We start from the raw sequence: 16,647 nt of genomic DNA on the forward strand, positions 1-16,647 counted from the left end.
ATTAGGATAGTAGATTCTGTCGTAAAATAAATTCCAATTGATCATTGGCCTTAATTAGTGCTTTGGTCAATTTTTCATTTTCTCTACGAAGCTGATAAATCTCAAACGCATTTTTGATTACAGTTCTTAAGTAATCTTCTTCCCAAGGTTTTGTCAGGTAATGATATACTTGTCCTTTGTTGATCGCATCAATTACAGCTTGGATATCAGTATAACCAGTCAGTAATATTCTTATTGGGTTAGGATAAATTGGAATAATTGATTCTAAAAATTCTACACCAGTTTCGCCGGGCATTCTCTGATCCGTGATAATTATGTCAACTTCCTGCTTAGAAAGCACCTCTCGGGCTACTGTAGCGTCGATAGCGAGAAAAATTTGGTAATCTCTTCTAAAAGTAGCCTTGAATGCCTGAAGGTTATTTTCTTCATCATCGACATAGAGTATTTTTATTTTTTCTTGAGGCGTAGTTTCCATTTAACAAATTTGTCTAAAACAATCGATACGTTACGATCAAACAGTATTTTTTTATAAAAATAACTATTGAAAACTATTTTCTAGAACTTTTTGAATACTAATATAAAAAGATACACTATAAAGGGTATTAAAAAATTGGACTTATAGTTGAAAAAATTAACTTTACTTCAATTTGTCACCCCCGATAATACGAAATGTTTAGCAGTACACAGTTTCATCTTGATGATCAGGTTTTCCCCTCAATCTTTAAGCCTTCAGATTTTTCGGATTCTTCCATTTTTAATGAATTGTATCATAATTCTGAAGTCACCGTACTTGACAAGCTAGATGACCAAGTAGCTGAATTGGTAAAAGTGGACAATCCAACATTGTCCTTCACAAAAGAAGAGTTGTCTACACGTGTTTCTCATTTTTTTGTTGAACATGATAGAAGCAACTATGGCAATTGGGTTTACTTTCCATGGAAGAAAGTATTGGTTAGGTTACTTCCTGAAGAGGATTTTATTCGAGTTAGGACCGCTAGAAATAATTATAAAATTACTCCGCAAGAACAGCAAGAGCTGAGGAAGAAGAAAGTTGGAATCATTGGACTTTCAGTAGGGCAAAGTATAGCATTTGCGATAGCTTTGGAAAGAGGATGTGGCGAATTAAGATTGGCAGATTTTGATACCTTGGAGCTGAGTAATCTCAATCGGATCAAGGCTGGTGTGGTTGATTTGGGAGTAGAAAAAGTTATTTTGGCGGCTAGAGAGATTTTTGAAATAGACCCTTATCTGAAAGTCACCTTATACAGAAAAGGGGTAAATGAAGATAATATTGATGATTTCCTGTCAGATGGCGGGGATTTGGACTTACTGATTGATGAGTGCGATAGCCTTGATATCAAAGTGCTGGCAAGAGAAAGAGCCAAGGCGAAAAAGATTCCTGTACTAATGGAGACTTCAGACCGAGGCATGTTGGATGTTGAGAGATTTGATAGAGAGCCTTCCCGTGAAATTTTTCATGGCCTACTAGGGGGGGGTAATTTTTCTGATCTTAAGAATTTGACCAGCAAGCAAAAGTTGCCTATGGCGCTTAAAATTACGGGGATTAAGACTGTTTCCACGCGTATGAAAGTGTCATTACTTGAGATGAATCAAACCATTGCCTCTTGGCCACAATTGGCTTCAGCAGTTTACTTGGGAGGTGCCGCGGTCTCCCATGTTTCGAGAAATTTGTTGTTGGGTGAGAATATTGACTCGGGTAGGTATTTTGTCGATTTAGATGAAATACTGAAGAAAAATGAAACTCCCCAAACTTTCAGTGCAGGGGAATCCCCTAATGAGGATACAGATTTTATTAGCTTTTTGCCTACAAGTAACAAAATATCCAACTATAGGCTAACTGAGGAAGAACTTAAGCGCTTGGTAGGAAAAGCTAATACGGCTCCATCTGGAGGTAATTGTCAACCTTGGAAATGGATATTTGATAAAAATGGGGTTTTACACTTGCTTCATGACAAGAAAAAGAGTGAATCTCTGCTTGATTTTTTGGGTACGGGTTCATTATTAGCTTTTGGTGCTGCATTGGAGACGTTACGATTAACCTCAGCTGAACTGGGAATTGATATTACTATAGATTATCAAATCCATAATTTTAATGCTGAGTTGATTGCGTCAATAGTTTTTAACTCGAAATCGCATGCCCCAATAGATACTCCTCATGGAGAATTAGTGCAAGGAATTGGCCTAAGATGTACCAATCGTAAAAACGATAAAAGGGAACTTATTAGTTCTGATCAACTTGCTGAATTCAAAGCCTTAATTGCTGACAATGAGATTTCACTTGAAGTCTGTGATGATATCATAGAGTTAAAGAAGCTTGCACCAATACTTGGTGGAATGGATCGCCTGCGTTTGCTCCACGATCAAGGCTATGCGGATTTCATGAGTGAAATTCGCTGGTCAGATCAGGAAGCTAGCGAGACCAAAGATGGTATTGATATCGCCACTTTGGAGCTGGGAAACGCAGAGCGGGCAGCAATTGGACTTGTACGTGATCCAGGTACTGTAGAGTTTTTTAGGAAAAATGACTTAGGTTATGGTTTGACCAAAATTTCTGATGAAACTATACTTTCGGCTTCTGCTGTGCTCATGTTTACTGCAAAGGATTATACTCCAAAAGCATTTTTGAATGCCGGTGCTGCTGTTCAACGCATTTGGATCAAAGCAAATCTTTCAGGATTTAGTGTTCAGCCTGTGTCTGCTTCATTATTCATTTTTCATAGAATAAATCGTGAGAAAAACACTGGATTCTCATCTAGAGAAAAACAAGAGATATTACGTTTAAAATGCGAACTCGACACTATATTTAGCTTCAAGGGACAAAAAGAAGAAATGTTTATGGTAAGAATAAATAAGGCAGGTTGCCCATCAATGCGTGCTTTAAGAAGAGATGTTTCAGATAGTTTGATTATTCTTTAAGGCCAAATGTTCAAACTTATTGCATTTAAGGCAATTGATGACCCGGAGCGTTGCCAAAAATTCATTGAAGGGCACAGGCAAGTACTCGAGAGTATTGGTGTGAAAAAAGTAACGTCCGCAAACGATCAATGGGTTAACAATCCAGATGTAATCGTTGTGATAGTAGAATCAATGGAGGATGGCTTGATCTACGGTGGAGCAAGAGTTCATAAGGCTAACTCTCAATTTAAGCTACCCATTGAGGAAGCAATAGAAGATCTGGATAATTCTATAAGAAGTATAATTAGCGATGATATTGATGCTGGTACTGGTGAAATCTGCGGTCTATGGAATTCTCGGAAAATCACAGGGTTGGGAATTGGAGCGATATTTATGTCAAAAGCTTGCCTGGCATTAGCTCCAAAACTAGGTCTTACCTCACTTTATGCGTTGTTGGCCCCAACTACAGTAAAACTTGGTCATGAGACTGGGTATGAGATTTTATCCCAAATTGGAAATAACGGTACTTTTTATTATCCCAAATTGGATTTGATTGCCACTGCTATGAAATTGCACGATGCGATCAACCTGCCACTTACGTCTCCCGAATTTAGAGAGTCGGTGGCTTTGATCCGAGCCAATGATAGATTAGTAATAGAAGAAAACTACCGGGGCAGAAAAGTTGTGCTCGAATATACCTCTTACATAGAATGACCAAAATTCTTTTATACCTCGCTTGTTTCGCACTTCTTTCATCTTGCGCTAATAGAGCAAATACGCAAGATTTTACTTTTCTGGCATATGCATTAGAATCAACTCAAGTTGATGATATTGAATCATTTATTGCATACGATCCTGACTCCTTAATTCCTATAGAGAATCAGTATATTTCTTTAGGCCATTACGGGAAAACACTTTATATAAAATTGGTTGTTAATAAAGATCAATTTATAGGAGACGATGTTTTTTTGAGTTTCAGCAATCCGATGCTTACTGAAATTGAATTGTATGATTCAAATGCATCATTGATTGGTTTATTGGGTAGGATGAATTTTGTGAAGGACGATTATGCCAGTTTTTTCAACACAAAAAAGATCTATCTGGAGTCAGGTTTAACTTATTATATTAAAGTAAAAAGCTTTGGAAGTGTAACGGTACCTATAGCTATTATAAATGACAGTGATTTTCAGCTTACGATAGATGAGAGAAATGTTCTTTTTGGATTGTACTTCGGAATCGTTGTTGCAATGTTTTTTTATAATCTGTTTCTCTGGTTTTCTACAAAGGATAAGATTTATGGGATTTACATTACCTATATCTTAGTTGTAGGGATGACGCAGGGTGTAATAGCTGGCTATTTAGACGTTTACCTTTGGCCTGAAAATGTTTTCCTAAAACAAAACTCGTATTTCCTTTTTACGGTGTTAGTAAATATAGTAGGGATTTATTATTCTCTTAAATTTTTGGTTATTAAAGACCTGAATAAAAGACTGTGGGATATTGGTCTTTCGATTATTGGAATTTATATTTTGGTCTTTTTAGCGTTTTTCTTCGATTTAAGCACTATAAATGCTAGAGTAAGAGTTTTACAAGTGTTCTTAGGGGTTGTTCCATTTTATCTTTTGTTTATCTCTATTTACAGCTTTCGAAGAGGATATAGACCAGCTAAGTTTTTCTTAATCTCTTGGTCATTATTGATCACCAGTATGATCATTTTTCTACTTACCGATCTGAATATCCTGCCTAATAATTTCTTCACTAATTACATATTTACCTTTGGTTCGGCATGTGAGGCTTTACTACTATCTTTTGCTTTAGCAGACAAAATCAACGTCTTGAAAAAAGAGAAAGAGCATGAACAGCTGGAACTGGTACGGGTATTAAACGAAAATGAACAGTTAGTTCGTGAGCAGAATTCTATGCTAGAAGAAAAAGTCAAAATTAGAACAGACGAACTCGAGCAGGCACTTCGAAACTTACAAAACACCCAGAGCCAGCTGGTGAATCAAGAAAAAATGGCTTCTCTTGGCCAGTTAACTGCGGGTATTGCACATGAAATAAACAACCCGATCAACTTTGTTAGTTCTAATATTATGCCGCTCAAGAGGGATATTAAGGATATTATGGAAGTGATTGAGTTTTATAGAACTACCGGAGCTAAAGAATTTACTCCAGAAACGCAGAAAGAAGCCAAGCAGCTCGAAGAAGATCTTGAATTGGAATACGTGCTCGATGAAGTTGACCAATTGCTGAAAGGTATGGATGATGGGGCAAAGAGGACTGTTGAAATTGTTAAAGGTCTCCGGTTGTTCTCTCGTGTGGATGAACAGGATATGAAAAAGGTGGATGTGCATGACGGGATCAACAGTACAATTATCTTGTTAAATAGCACCATGCCAACCAAAATCCGTATTGTTCGCGACTTCGGTGAGCTGCCTTTGGTTGAGTGTCTAGCAGGTAAAATCAACCAGGTTTTTATGAATATTATCAACAATGCAGTTCATGCCCTAGCTGACCATGTTGACACTATTGCTGATCCAATAATTGAACTTAGAACTAGGTCTTTGGGAGATTTTGTGAGTATAGAAATTTCAGATAATGGGCCAGGTATGCCTGATCATGTAAAGCAACGAATATTTGAACCTTTCTTTACTACAAAGGCAGTTGGTAAGGGTACAGGTTTGGGGCTTTCAATTGTTTACTCTATTATTGAAAATCACAAAGGAACGCTGGAAGTAATTACGGAAGAGGGCCAGGGGACTACATTTAAAATAACACTTCCTATTTACCAAAGCTCTCAACGCTATGAATGATAAAATCCATGTCCTTTATATAGACGATGAAGACAACAACCTAAAGTCTTTCAGGGCTACTTTAAGAAAGGACTTTAAAATTTTTACAGCTATAGATGCTGATGAGGGTTTAAAAATCGCCGCGGAGGAAGAAGTCCATGTAGTAATTGCCGATCAAAGAATGCCAGGTATGACTGGTACCGAATTCTTTGAGGAGTTGGTGAAGTTTAATCCTGATCCCATCCGGATATTGCTTACTGGCTATTCTGACATCGCCTCAGTTATTGATGCTATTAATAAAGGCGAAGTGTATCGATTTATTGATAAGCCTTGGAATATTGAGCAAATAAAAAACTCTATTAAAAATGCTGCGGATATTTACTTTATGCGTCGAGAGCTCAAAGACAAAAATCTAAAACTCAAAAAGCTTCATTCTGAGATGAATCAGTTTGTTTACAGCTTGTCACATGAATTAAGAGGACCATTAATGAGCATTTCAGGTGTTTCCAAATTGGCTAAAATGGAGCTTAAGGACCCTGCCGCTATGGAATATTTTGATATGATAGATAGTGCAACTGGTAAGTTGGACGATTATATCTACAAAATGCTTGACTTCTATAGATCAACTAAGATTGATAATAAAATCTCTGAAATCAATTTTAAAGAAGTTGTTGAGCAACAGCTTGTTGCATATAAAGCGAAGTTTATTATTGACCACATTCAGCTTGACATCCAAATTAATCAGCCTAGTCCTTTCTATTCAGATGATTCAAAAATCAGAGTTATACTGAATAACCTATTTAGCAATTCGGTCCAATTCCAGAAAGGAGATCAAACTGATAATAAGATAAATTTGAATATTGAAGTCGATGAAAAATTTGCAACTATCACTCTTTCAGATAATGGTATTGGCATAGAAGAAAAGCATCACCTCGATGTTTTCAATTTATTTTCCCGAGCAACACAAAAGAATGTAGGAACCGGTTTAGGTCTATATATGGTAAAAGAAGCAGTAGAGCAAATGGGCGGGAAAGTAGATCTTTATTCAGTATTTGGAGAAGGCAGTACATTCAAAGTCGTTTTGCCAAGCATGAAATAGTAGGTGATTTCTGGTCATTTACGAGCTAAACTGTATCTTTGCCTGAGCCCTTAAAAAGCTCGACTTTTTATTAACTAATTCAAGATATTATGATTAATCCCTGGCATGACGTCAACATCGGGAAAAATGCCCCTGAATTCGTAACAGGTGTAATTGAAATACCTAAGGGTAGCAAAGGTAAGTACGAATTGGATAAAAAAACCGGTATGCTGATGCTAGACCGAGTGCTTTTCTCTGCAGTGCATTATCCAGCAAATTATGGATTCATTCCTCAGACTTTCTGCGAGGATCATGATCCATTGGATATCCTTATTATTTCTCAGATTGATATCCCATCCATGTGTTTGGTTGAGGCCAAAGTGATTGGGGTAATGAGAATGATCGATGGTGGAGAGGCCGATGATAAGATCATCGCAGTAGCAGCCGGAGACCAGTCCGTGAACTATATTGATGATATTGATGATCTTCCGCCACATTTGATGAAAGAAGTTCATCGATTCTTTGAGGATTATAAGAAGCTCGAGAACAAAGAAGTAAAAGTAGAAGACTTCCTTGGCAAAGAAGATGCGATGCGAATCATCAAAGAAAGTGTTGATTTATACGATCAAAACTTTAGAACTAAACGATAAAATGAAAACCTGAGATCACACTCAGGTTTTTTTGTTTAATTTTTTTTACCGCAAAGCACGCAGAGGATTTCGCAGAGAACGCAATTTGAATACAAATCTCTTTTCTTCTAGTTGATGTGTTATCCTGCTTGTCCAGGAGTAGGCCTGAATTATGCAATAAGTTCAATGTCCATCAACCAAGGAAAAATTAGCGTTACTTACTGTTTTTTCACTGTGACTGAATTCTGGAAACTGATTACTTCTTACTTTTCACCTTCTGTTTCCCCGCTTTTTTTGCCAAATAAGACACAAGATCTTGATAGGCTTCGTGCTCATGATTGGAAACTGAGATGGACTGATGATCCGAAAATGCAATAGTTACTTGACGGAATTCCTTTTTGTTCGCTTTCACGATCTCCTCTTCCCAAGCTAGAATCTGAGAAACAGGATAAGTTTTGCTGTATCCTCTCAAAGGTAATTTGACGATGATCTGATCTCGTCCAGCGGTGATAAACCGGTACCCTGCCAGCATTTTCACCAAGAGCATCAAAATCACTAAAGTGATAATAGAGCATGCAATCAAATAAAACCAGATCCCGAAACTCCCGGTGTAAGCGAAATCTCTGAGAATATATACTAAACCCGCAATTAGGATGAGTAATACTAGGCTTAATGAAATATATGTGGATACTTTTGGTTTAATGACCAGCATTGGAATGTTGAATTTCTAGTAATTTCTCTCGTGCAAAAGTCTCCAAATCCTTGAAGAAAGCGAAGAATATCACTTCAAATTCTGCTTCTTTTTCAATCAAGGAAAGATGTGCCACTTCCATTTTGGAAGGAAAGCGAGTTCTACGGGACATTCCGGTAAGCGTTTGTCGTATGCCATCTATATCTCTGTATTTCAGTAGCCAGTTATCCTTAACCATCCAATCAAACATGTTAGCGAAGCGATCTGGAAAAAGCTGCCTGTGATGTTTTAGAATGGAAAAAGTATTCTGTGTAAAGTCTAGCAAAGGGATATCAGAATACTTCTCCCAATTTTTCGCAAGAAAATGATCAAAGAAAATATCTGTGATGACTGTGGAATAATGCCTGAATTTGGGGCGAAGATAGGTTTGTCCAGCTTTGACCAGCGGGTGTGTATCTGTGTAGAGGTCAATAGCCCGATGCAATTTGATGCCATTTTGAACTTCCTGAGGAAAGGTATCCATCATCTTTCCCTTCACAAAATCCCCTATGAAATTACCTACAAGTACTTGATCTTGACCAAAAGAAAGATATGCATGTGCTAGGTAGTTCATTGGCTGGTTTGAGTTGGGGAAACTCGGGAGCTTTTCATTAGTTTCGCCTAAAATACGGATTGATGGACAAAGTCACTGAGGAATTAAAGAAAGGTCTGAAACTTTTAAAACTGGAATGGGAGGAAGATCTCGCCCAATACAAACAGAAATTTCTGAATTCCTCTCTTGCAGACAAGAAAAAGGCCGGCATCACCTGGCATCCAGTTCAGTTAAAAAAGAGAAAAATCGGAATGGGTGAACGCTTGCTGGTGGAAATAGAACGCTCTGATTCTAATCATCCTTCGTCTTTTGGTTCAGGCAAATCCGTGTCATTTTTTACCACACAGGAAAGTTACCAAAGCACCGAAAACCGTGTAAATGGAGTGATCAATTTTGTGCGTAATAATACGATGATGGTTACCCTGCAAGCCGATGAGATCCCCGATTGGATGGAAGGAAGTCGGCTGGGAGTGGATCTTCTCTTTGATGAGGCAAGCTATCGGGAAATGGAGTTTGCTTTGAAAAAAGTGATTTCTGCTGAAAACAAGCGGGTAGATGAATTAAAGGATATCCTGCTGGGAGAAAAAGCGCCGCAGTTTTCTGAGAAGCATATATCTAAAAAAACCAATCTCAATTTTTCCCAAAACCAAGCCTGCGAACTAATTGCAAATTCCAAAGACGTAGCAGTGGTTCATGGACCTCCAGGCACAGGAAAGACGACCACGCTGATCGAAGCGATTCAAGATTCAGCGATTGCTGGAGAATCAATTTTGGTCTGTGCTCCAAGTAATGCAGCAGTGGATCTGTTGGTGGAAAAACTAATTGACCGGGGGATTGAAACCTTACGTCTTGGTCATCCGGCTCGGGTGGAGGAGAAGATTCTGAATCAGACTTTGGATGCCAAAACAGCATTCCACACGAGTTACCGAGATCTCAAAAAGCTACGCAAAGAAACCGATCAATACCTGAAACTTGCCAAGCAGTATAAGCGAAATTTTGGCCCTGAGGAGCGAGCACAGCGAAAGCTGATGTATGCGGAAGTTTCCAGGCTGAGAGAAGCTTCCAAATCACTTGAAGAATACATTCAGTACGATATTTTTCAAAGAACGAAGGTTTTTGCAAGTACCCTAGTTGGCGCGTCCTCTTACAATCTCAAAGGGATGGAGTTTGATGTCGTTTTCATCGATGAAGCGGCACAAGGGCTGGAAGCGGCAACCTGGATCCCGATTTTGAAAGCAAAGAAAGTTGTCTTTGCGGGGGATCACTGTCAACTTCCACCTACGATCAAGTCTTATCAGGCTGGTAAAGATGGACTGGCGGAGACACTTTTTGAGAAAGTAATTTCCCGCAAGCCTCATGCTGCGCAAATGCTACAAGTGCAATACCGAATGCCTGAAGTAATTATGGGCTTTTCTAATGAGCAGTTTTATCATGGCAAATTAATAGCGGATGAAAGTGCGAAAGCACACCGTTTCTCAACCGAAGAGAATGCAATAGAATGGATAGATACTGCCGGTGCTGGATATTTGGATCAGAAAGAGCTCGAAAGCCTGAGTACTTTTAATCCTGAAGAAGCACAGTTTGCCGCGAACTATCTCAATGAACTTGTAGGAAAAATAGGTATAGCTAATTTCCTTCAAAAGGATTGGACTATCGGTCTGATTGCGCCATACGGAGCACAGGTTCGTTTACTGCGGAGTATGATCTTTGATGGATTTGAGTATCCGAATTTAAGATCATTGGCTGAGTTGATCACCATTGACACGGTGGATGGTTTTCAGGGACAGGAAAGAGATCTGATGATGATTTCCTTAACTAGATCCAATGACTTGGGAGAGATTGGATTCTTGGCCGATGAGCGAAGAATGAATGTGGCTTTGACACGTGCGAAGCGTAAACTGGTACTGATTGGTGATAGCAGCACCTTAGCCCAAAATCCATTTTTTGATCAATTGCTTCAGTATTTCGAGAAAAATGAGGGATATAAAAGTGTTTGGGAGTTTTTAACGGATTGAAAGATTAGAAAATTAAAGATTGGAAAATTCACATTCCAGAGGAAGATGATCGCTAAGTTTTAACCAACTTTCAACACTTCCGATTTCTAGTTTTTGAAGATTATTTCTGAAAGTAGAACTTCCGAAAATGTAATCGATATGATATGGCTTATTTAGATTTTTCTGAAAGTAAAAAGTAGGATGGTTTTCATTTCCTTGAATTTGATTTCCATTGTAATGATATAAGCTTGTGATATTTAGTCCTTCCAGTTCTCTTACCACTTCACTATGATTCCAAGCTCTTTTTGGTTTATCCCAAATTGAATTACTGTTGAAATCTCCAATCATTAAACAGTTTTTGAACTTTGACTTATGTAGCTGAAGATATTTCCAAAATTGGCCGATATATCCAAAAGTTGGCGAGCTATTATAATGAGTCCAAACAGCAATTAGGTCGAATTCCGAATTTATCTGACAGGGTAAAAAATGCTTTATTGGATTTCCCTCGTATTCATTAGTCCAATTTAGAGGTGTGAGAGTTGTTTCAGATTTTGCAAAGATTCCTAAACCTTTATGTTTAGTGTCCCCAATCCAGAGATAGTTTTTTGCCCATTCTGAATAAGCAGGGTGTTTTACTTCTGCTGGATTTTCACATTCTTGGATTACATAGATATCAGCATCAAATTCATCTAAAAAGTTGAATTTTTTCCTCAATGCACCATTGCAATTCCATGTGACAACCTTAAAATTTTTCAATCTTCCAATCTTTCAATTCAAATCTAGTTCTTCGAAATCGAACCTTTCACTTTATAATGATAGCTCAGTGTGCTGAGAATATCTCCAAAAGCATCCGCTGACTTCAGTTGTTCATCGGAGACTTTTTTGCCTAGCAGTCGGCAGAGCAGCAGCCCGTAAACGCCATTCAGACAGATTTGAATTTCATTGCCCAAATCTTGTCCTTCTGCCTGCATCACAGCATCGAGGATAAATGGCTTGGCTTTGCCATAGGTTTCAAAATAAGTCGGATCAGTTTTTAGTAGATTCCAGTGGATTTGCGCAAGTTCGGAAACCAGCTTATTCAATTCTTCCAAGTGCCCTTTTTCCAGAATTTCCTGAACTTTCATTTGGTCCAGCAGTCCCAAATACCAATCGGCTATGTTGCTTTTCTCCTCTTCTGAAACTGGATATTTTTCCACTACGAAGGTTTTGAGTTCATCCTGATTTCCTTGATAGGATCTGATCAGATCCTCCATTTGATACATGTAGATGATGTATTCTGCGATGTTATTTGACTTCTTGTTTTCGGCTACTGACTGCATACTTCTTGATATTTGAAGGGCAAATTTAGAAAATACTGCGTCATTGCGAGAAGTGAGGAACGAAAGGCGAAGCAATCTTTCAAGTAAACGAGATTGCTTCGGAAGTGCCTCCCTGACAATGACGGTCCTCGACGATTGGTATTCCCCCGCAGTGATGCACATTGAAAATTGAATTTGAACATTGAAACTTGATCATTCTCTTATCTCCTAGTTATTTACTATTTTTGCGCCCGAAATGAATATGAAAAATATAAGGAATTTCTGTATCATCGCCCACATTGATCATGGGAAGAGTACACTGGCGGATAGGTTACTGCAGGAAACGAATACGATCGCTGATCGTGATATGCAGAATCAGTTGTTGGATAATATGGATCTCGAGCGAGAGCGTGGTATCACGATCAAGTCTCATGCGATTCAAATGAAATACACCCACGAGGGTGAGGAATATACGCTTAACCTGATTGACACCCCAGGTCACGTGGATTTTTCCTATGAGGTTTCCCGATCTATTGCTGCCTGTGAAGGCGCTTTGCTAATCGTAGATGCTTCCCAAGGGATCGAAGCACAGACGATTTCCAACTTATACTTGGCACTTGGCCATGATCTGGAAATCATTCCTGTATTGAATAAAATTGACCTTCCTGGAGCTGATCCGGAAGCGGTTGCCGATGAGGTGATTGACTTGATCGGTTGCGACAGAGAAGATATTATTTTGGCCTCCGGCAAAACAGGTATTGGTGTTGACGATATTCTGAAAGCTGTAGTGACGAGAATTCCTGCTCCTACTGGTGATCCGGATGCACCACTTCAAGCAATGATTTTCGACTCGGTATATAATCCATTCCGGGGAGTAGAAGTGATTTTTAGAATTTTCAACGGGACATTCAGCAAAGGCGATAAAATCAAATTTGTTAACACCGGAAAAGAATACGAAGCGGATGAAATCGGGATTTTGGGCTTGAACCAAATTCCTCAGCAAACCATGAGTGCCGGCAACGTGGGGTACCTGATCTCTGGGGTAAAAGTGGCCAAGGAAATCAAAGTGGGTGATACCATCACACACATCAAAAGACCTTGCGATAAAGCTATTCAAGGTTTCGAAAACGTAAAACCAATGGTTTTTGCGGGTATTTACCCAGTGGAAACTACGGATTACGAAGAACTGCGCTATTCCATGGAGAAGCTTCAGCTAAACGATGCTTCCCTAGTTTGGGAACCTGAGACTTCCATGGCTTTGGGCTTTGGATTCCGTTGCGGATTCTTGGGGATGCTTCACATGGAGATTATCCAGGAGCGTTTAGAGCGTGAATTTGATATGACTGTGATCACGACTGTGCCTTCGGTTCAGTTTAGAGCACTCATGACCAACGATACTGTGCAACTTATCAATGCACCTTCAGATATGCCTGATCCTACGCGGATGAAGCACATCGAGGAGCCTTATGTGCGAGCGTCAATCATTACCGCCGCAGAGTATGTTGGTGCTGTGATTACACTTTGTATGGATAAGCGTGGGCAGATTAAAAATCAGGTTTATCTGACTGCTGAGCGAGTGGAATTGACTTTCGATATGCCGCTGGCAGAGATTGTCTTTGACTTCTTTGATAAATTAAAAACCATTTCCAGAGGTTATGCCTCCTTGGATTATGAGTTGAAAGGATACCAAGTTTCGCATATGGTGAGACTTGATGTGATGCTAAATGGCGAGCCAGTCGATGCGCTTTCTGCGGTAGTTCACCGGGATAAAGCTTACGACTGGGGAAGGAGACTTTGCGAGAAATTGAAGGAATTGGTTCCTCGTCAGATGTTTGAAATTGCCATTCAAGCAGCTATCGGTCAGAAAATCATAGCTAGAGAAACCGTGAAAGCAATGCGTAAAAACGTATTGGCGAAGTGTTATGGCGGTGATATTTCCCGCAAGCGTAAACTCCTCGAAAAGCAGAAAAAAGGCAAGAAGCGTATGAGACAAGTCGGAAACGTCGAGGTGCCTCAAGAGGCGTTTATGGCTGTACTCAAGCTTGATTAAGGTATTTACGATTTACGATTTGGGATTTACGGCATCCATCTGAACCTCGATCGTGTTTTGTAATCAATGCTTCATTAATTAATGGAGAGGTAAATACGAATAAAGATTTATGATTTGAGATTAAATCGTACCTCGACCCTAAATTTTCATAGGTAAGTTTTTTAGATTTAGTTCTAAATACTAGTGCAATATGAAAAATGAAATGATCCGAAGGACAAAGCAATTTGCTATTGATGTTTGGAGATTGTGTTCGAAATTGCCTCATTCTAGAGAGTTTAATAGTTAGGTGAATCAGTTAATAAGAAGTTCTAGTTCGGTTGCTGCTAATTATCGAGCAGTTTGCAGAGCAAAATCAAAAGCTGATTTTATTAATAAATTGAAAATAGTAGAGAAAGAAGCAGATGAAAGTCAATTCTTTCTAGAAGTGATCGACGAAATAAATACTGATCTTGAATTATCACCCGAGATCAAGAGACTAATTAAAGAAGCAGATGAACTAGTTGCAATAGTTGTTGCTAGCATAAAAACATCAAGATCTTCTTAATCCATAATATAATTTGCGGTTGGTGTATAATAGCAGGATTGAAGTTCCAATTGACCCCGTAAATCGTAAATCAAAAATCGTAAATCAAATGATCTTAATCGACGGTAAAAAAACATCCACTGAAATCAAATCCGAAATCGCAACCCGTGTAGCGGAAATAAAAGCGGAAGGTGGTAAAATCCCTCATCTCGCTGCGATACTCGTGGGAAGTGATGGAGCTAGCCAGACCTATGTAAATGCAAAAGTGAAGGCATGCGGAGAATGTGGTTTTGAATCTACCTTGGTAAGATTGGAAGACAATGTCTCAGAAGAAGAATTGTTGAGAGTAGTGGAAGATATCAATAGCAATCCTTCTATAGATGGGTTGATCGTGCAGCTTCCTCTTCCTAAGCATATTTCTGTCGAGAAAGTAACCAATAAGATCAAACCTGAGAAAGACGTGGATGGATTTACTCCAGCAAACGTTGGTCGTATGGCACTTAACTGGCCAGCTTACGTAGCGGCAACTCCCTATGGGATCGTAGAATTACTGAAGAGATATACTATCGAAACTTCAGGTAAGCATTGCGTGGTGATCGGTAGATCTCACATCGTAGGAAGCCCGATGAGTATCCTGATGGCTAGAAATGGCTATCCTGGAAATGCTACCGTGACGTTGACACATAGCCGAACTGCTAATCTTCCTGAGATTGCTAAAACTGCTGATATTCTAATCGTGGCTTTGGGTAAACCTCACTTTGTAACCGCAGATATGGTAAAGCCAGGTGCTGTGGTAATCGATGTGGGAATCCACAGAATCGAAGACGCGAGTAAGAAGTCAGGTTTCCGATTGGTAGGAGATGTGAAGTTTGAGGAAGTTTCAGAAATAGCTTCAGCGATCACACCAGTACCGGGTGGAGTAGGGCCGATGACGATTGCGTCCTTGCTTTACAATACGCTTTTGGCGGCTGAGAAGAAGGTTTACGGGTAATACCCAAGAAAATAACTGTAAAAGGTTAGCATCGGGTTTGCATGGAATAGGCAAGTCTGGTACTTTTGCAGACTGTTAACCGCGCACGTGGTGAAACTGGTAGACACGCCAGCTTGAGGGGCTGGTGCTTTAAGTAGTGTGGAAGTTCGAATCTTCTCGTGCGCACAATCAGAGCCTTGATCGTTTGTTCGGTTGAGGCTTTTTTTATTTACGATTTGGGAAGTACGTACCGATGGCTATCGGGATACGAGGTTTCTGATGATCTTTGAGGTTTTTTCGAACCTCGAAGGTCTTGTCTGTTTTATTTCCCGAAGGGGTCGCGGAGTTTGACGCAGAGGGCTCTGGGTATGAGTTGTCCAGCTTTTCGAGAAGCTGGACTTGGTTGAATGCTCTAGCGCCTCGTTTTTTATTTTCACAAATCGTAATGGATTTTTTCATTACTGATCGCGATAAAAGAACGGTTTGAAATTGACTTTTTTCCACCATCGGCATCCTTTCTCCTTAATATTTTCCTTACATTTTCAGCCTAAATACATTCCCATGACTCGATTATTCGCTTCGGCTTTCTTTTGCTTTGCTCTTTTTGCTACTCAGTTATCATTTGCTCAAGAAGCGCAATTCCCGTTAGTGAAGGGATTTGGAGGAATCTTTGAAGTTCCTGAGGCATCTGAAAGACCTGATGGAACTTTGGATTATTACATCCTAATTGACATGACCACAGCAGCTGATGATAATGCTCAGGTCAGTCGCTGGGTAGATAATATAGCTCGTATGATGAATCTTCATGGCCTCGCTGGTGTTTCCAAAGATCGCATGCACGTGAAAGTTGTCATTCACGGAGGTGCTATCGCCACGGTCATGAGTAATGAAGTATATCAGAAGCGTTACAATTCTGATAATCCGAATATCCCTGTGTTTAAAGCATTGGAGGAAGCAGGAGTAGAAGTACTGGTTTGTGGACAGTCGCTGCGAGCTAGAAATCTGCAAAAATCAGATTTATACGAAGGTGTGAACGTAGCCTTATCAGCTATGACTACCGTGACTACTTATGCTCCAAAAGGCTACACGATCTTAAAATTTTAATCCCCAATTG

Annotated in this window: 16 protein-coding genes and 1 tRNA gene; 11 read left to right on the top strand and 6 right to left on the bottom strand. The window is 39.4% G+C overall.

Features of this window, described 5'->3' with window-relative positions; translation table 11 throughout:
* Position 1 precedes the first annotated feature (1 nt).
* Positions 2-475, bottom strand: coding sequence for a response regulator (locus ACPUEN_RS19090; RefSeq protein ID WP_111612799.1), 474 nt, complete (start codon positions 473-475; stop codon positions 2-4).
* A 194-nt stretch (positions 476-669) separates the two neighbouring features.
* On the opposite strand from ACPUEN_RS19090, the gene ACPUEN_RS19095 reads away from it, so the two are divergent.
* From ACPUEN_RS19095 to ACPUEN_RS19115, 5 genes are all read left to right on the top strand, one after another.
* Positions 670-2,937, top strand: coding sequence for an Rv1355c family protein (locus ACPUEN_RS19095; protein WP_425637533.1), 2,268 nt, complete (start codon positions 670-672; stop codon positions 2,935-2,937).
* Between the two features lie 6 nt (positions 2,938-2,943).
* The gene (locus ACPUEN_RS19100; protein ID WP_425637534.1) at positions 2,944-3,630 is read left to right on the top strand and encodes a hypothetical protein; all 687 of its coding nucleotides are present in this window, start codon (positions 2,944-2,946) and stop codon (positions 3,628-3,630) included.
* Positions 3,627-5,729: a 7TM diverse intracellular signaling domain-containing protein gene (locus ACPUEN_RS19105; RefSeq protein WP_425637535.1), complete on the top strand. Its 2,103-nt coding sequence runs from the start codon at positions 3,627-3,629 to the stop codon at positions 5,727-5,729. The genes ACPUEN_RS19100 and ACPUEN_RS19105 overlap by 4 nt, the downstream gene beginning before the upstream one ends.
* Positions 5,722-6,807 carry a hybrid sensor histidine kinase/response regulator gene (locus ACPUEN_RS19110; RefSeq protein WP_425637536.1) on the top strand — a complete coding sequence of 362 codons (1,086 nt, stop codon included), beginning with the start codon at positions 5,722-5,724 and terminating at the stop codon, positions 6,805-6,807. The genes ACPUEN_RS19105 and ACPUEN_RS19110 overlap by 8 nt, the downstream gene beginning before the upstream one ends.
* An 89-nt stretch (positions 6,808-6,896) precedes the next feature.
* Positions 6,897-7,436, top strand: coding sequence for an inorganic diphosphatase (locus ACPUEN_RS19115; protein ID WP_111612794.1), 540 nt, complete (start codon positions 6,897-6,899; stop codon positions 7,434-7,436).
* Positions 7,437-7,671: 235 nt separating this feature from the next.
* Here the strand turns inward: ACPUEN_RS19115 and ACPUEN_RS19120 are convergent, their stop codons facing one another.
* Together ACPUEN_RS19120 and ACPUEN_RS19125 are read right to left on the bottom strand one after the other, a co-directional pair.
* Positions 7,672-8,127, bottom strand: coding sequence for a hypothetical protein (locus tag ACPUEN_RS19120; RefSeq protein WP_425637537.1), 456 nt, complete (start codon positions 8,125-8,127; stop codon positions 7,672-7,674).
* A complete protein-coding gene (locus tag ACPUEN_RS19125) occupies positions 8,114-8,719 on the bottom strand; it encodes an ACP phosphodiesterase (protein WP_425637538.1) in 606 nt (201 codons plus the stop codon). The genes ACPUEN_RS19120 and ACPUEN_RS19125 overlap by 14 nt, the downstream gene beginning before the upstream one ends.
* A gap of 62 nt (positions 8,720-8,781) precedes the next feature.
* Here ACPUEN_RS19125 and ACPUEN_RS19130 point away from each other — a divergent pair, with 62 nt between their 5' ends.
* Entirely contained in the window at positions 8,782-10,713 is a 1,932-nt protein-coding gene (locus ACPUEN_RS19130; protein WP_425637539.1) for an AAA domain-containing protein, read from the top strand.
* 12 nt (positions 10,714-10,725) lie between these two features.
* On the opposite strand, the gene ACPUEN_RS19135 is transcribed toward ACPUEN_RS19130, so the two are convergent.
* Both ACPUEN_RS19135 and ACPUEN_RS19140 read right to left on the bottom strand, forming a co-directional pair.
* Positions 10,726-11,448, bottom strand: coding sequence for an endonuclease/exonuclease/phosphatase family protein (locus ACPUEN_RS19135; RefSeq protein WP_425637540.1), 723 nt, complete (start codon positions 11,446-11,448; stop codon positions 10,726-10,728).
* Positions 11,449-11,471: 23 nt separating this feature from the next.
* Complete coding sequence (locus ACPUEN_RS19140; protein WP_425637541.1) at positions 11,472-12,011, bottom strand: DUF4924 family protein; 540 nt, start codon at positions 12,009-12,011, stop codon at positions 11,472-11,474.
* Positions 12,012-12,246: 235 nt separating this feature from the next.
* On the opposite strand from ACPUEN_RS19140, the gene lepA reads away from it, so the two are divergent.
* From lepA to ACPUEN_RS19160, 4 genes are all read left to right on the top strand, one after another.
* Positions 12,247-14,040 (top strand): translation elongation factor 4, encoded by a 1,794-nt coding sequence (lepA, locus tag ACPUEN_RS19145; protein ID WP_425637542.1) that lies wholly within the window; start codon positions 12,247-12,249, stop codon positions 14,038-14,040.
* Positions 14,041-14,326: 286 nt separating this feature from the next.
* Positions 14,327-14,584 (top strand): four helix bundle protein, encoded by a 258-nt coding sequence (locus tag ACPUEN_RS19150; RefSeq protein ID WP_425637543.1) that lies wholly within the window; start codon positions 14,327-14,329, stop codon positions 14,582-14,584.
* A gap of 88 nt (positions 14,585-14,672) precedes the next feature.
* The gene (locus ACPUEN_RS19155; RefSeq protein WP_425637544.1) at positions 14,673-15,554 is read left to right on the top strand and encodes a bifunctional 5,10-methylenetetrahydrofolate dehydrogenase/5,10-methenyltetrahydrofolate cyclohydrolase; all 882 of its coding nucleotides are present in this window, start codon (positions 14,673-14,675) and stop codon (positions 15,552-15,554) included.
* A gap of 81 nt (positions 15,555-15,635) precedes the next feature.
* Positions 15,636-15,719: transfer RNA gene (locus ACPUEN_RS19160), tRNA-Leu, on the top strand.
* A gap of 39 nt (positions 15,720-15,758) precedes the next feature.
* Here the strand turns inward: ACPUEN_RS19160 and ACPUEN_RS19165 are convergent.
* Positions 15,759-15,992 (bottom strand): hypothetical protein, encoded by a 234-nt coding sequence (locus ACPUEN_RS19165; protein ID WP_425637545.1) that lies wholly within the window; start codon positions 15,990-15,992, stop codon positions 15,759-15,761.
* Positions 15,993-16,094: 102 nt separating this feature from the next.
* On the opposite strand from ACPUEN_RS19165, the gene ACPUEN_RS19170 reads away from it, so the two are divergent.
* A complete protein-coding gene (locus ACPUEN_RS19170; RefSeq protein ID WP_425637546.1) occupies positions 16,095-16,637 on the top strand; it encodes a DsrE family protein in 543 nt (180 codons plus the stop codon).
* Positions 16,638-16,647: the final 10 nt, after the last annotated feature.

It is taken from the genome of Algoriphagus yeomjeoni (assembly GCF_049821175.1).
GTDB classification, from domain to species: domain Bacteria; phylum Bacteroidota; class Bacteroidia; order Cytophagales; family Cyclobacteriaceae; genus Algoriphagus; species Algoriphagus yeomjeoni_A.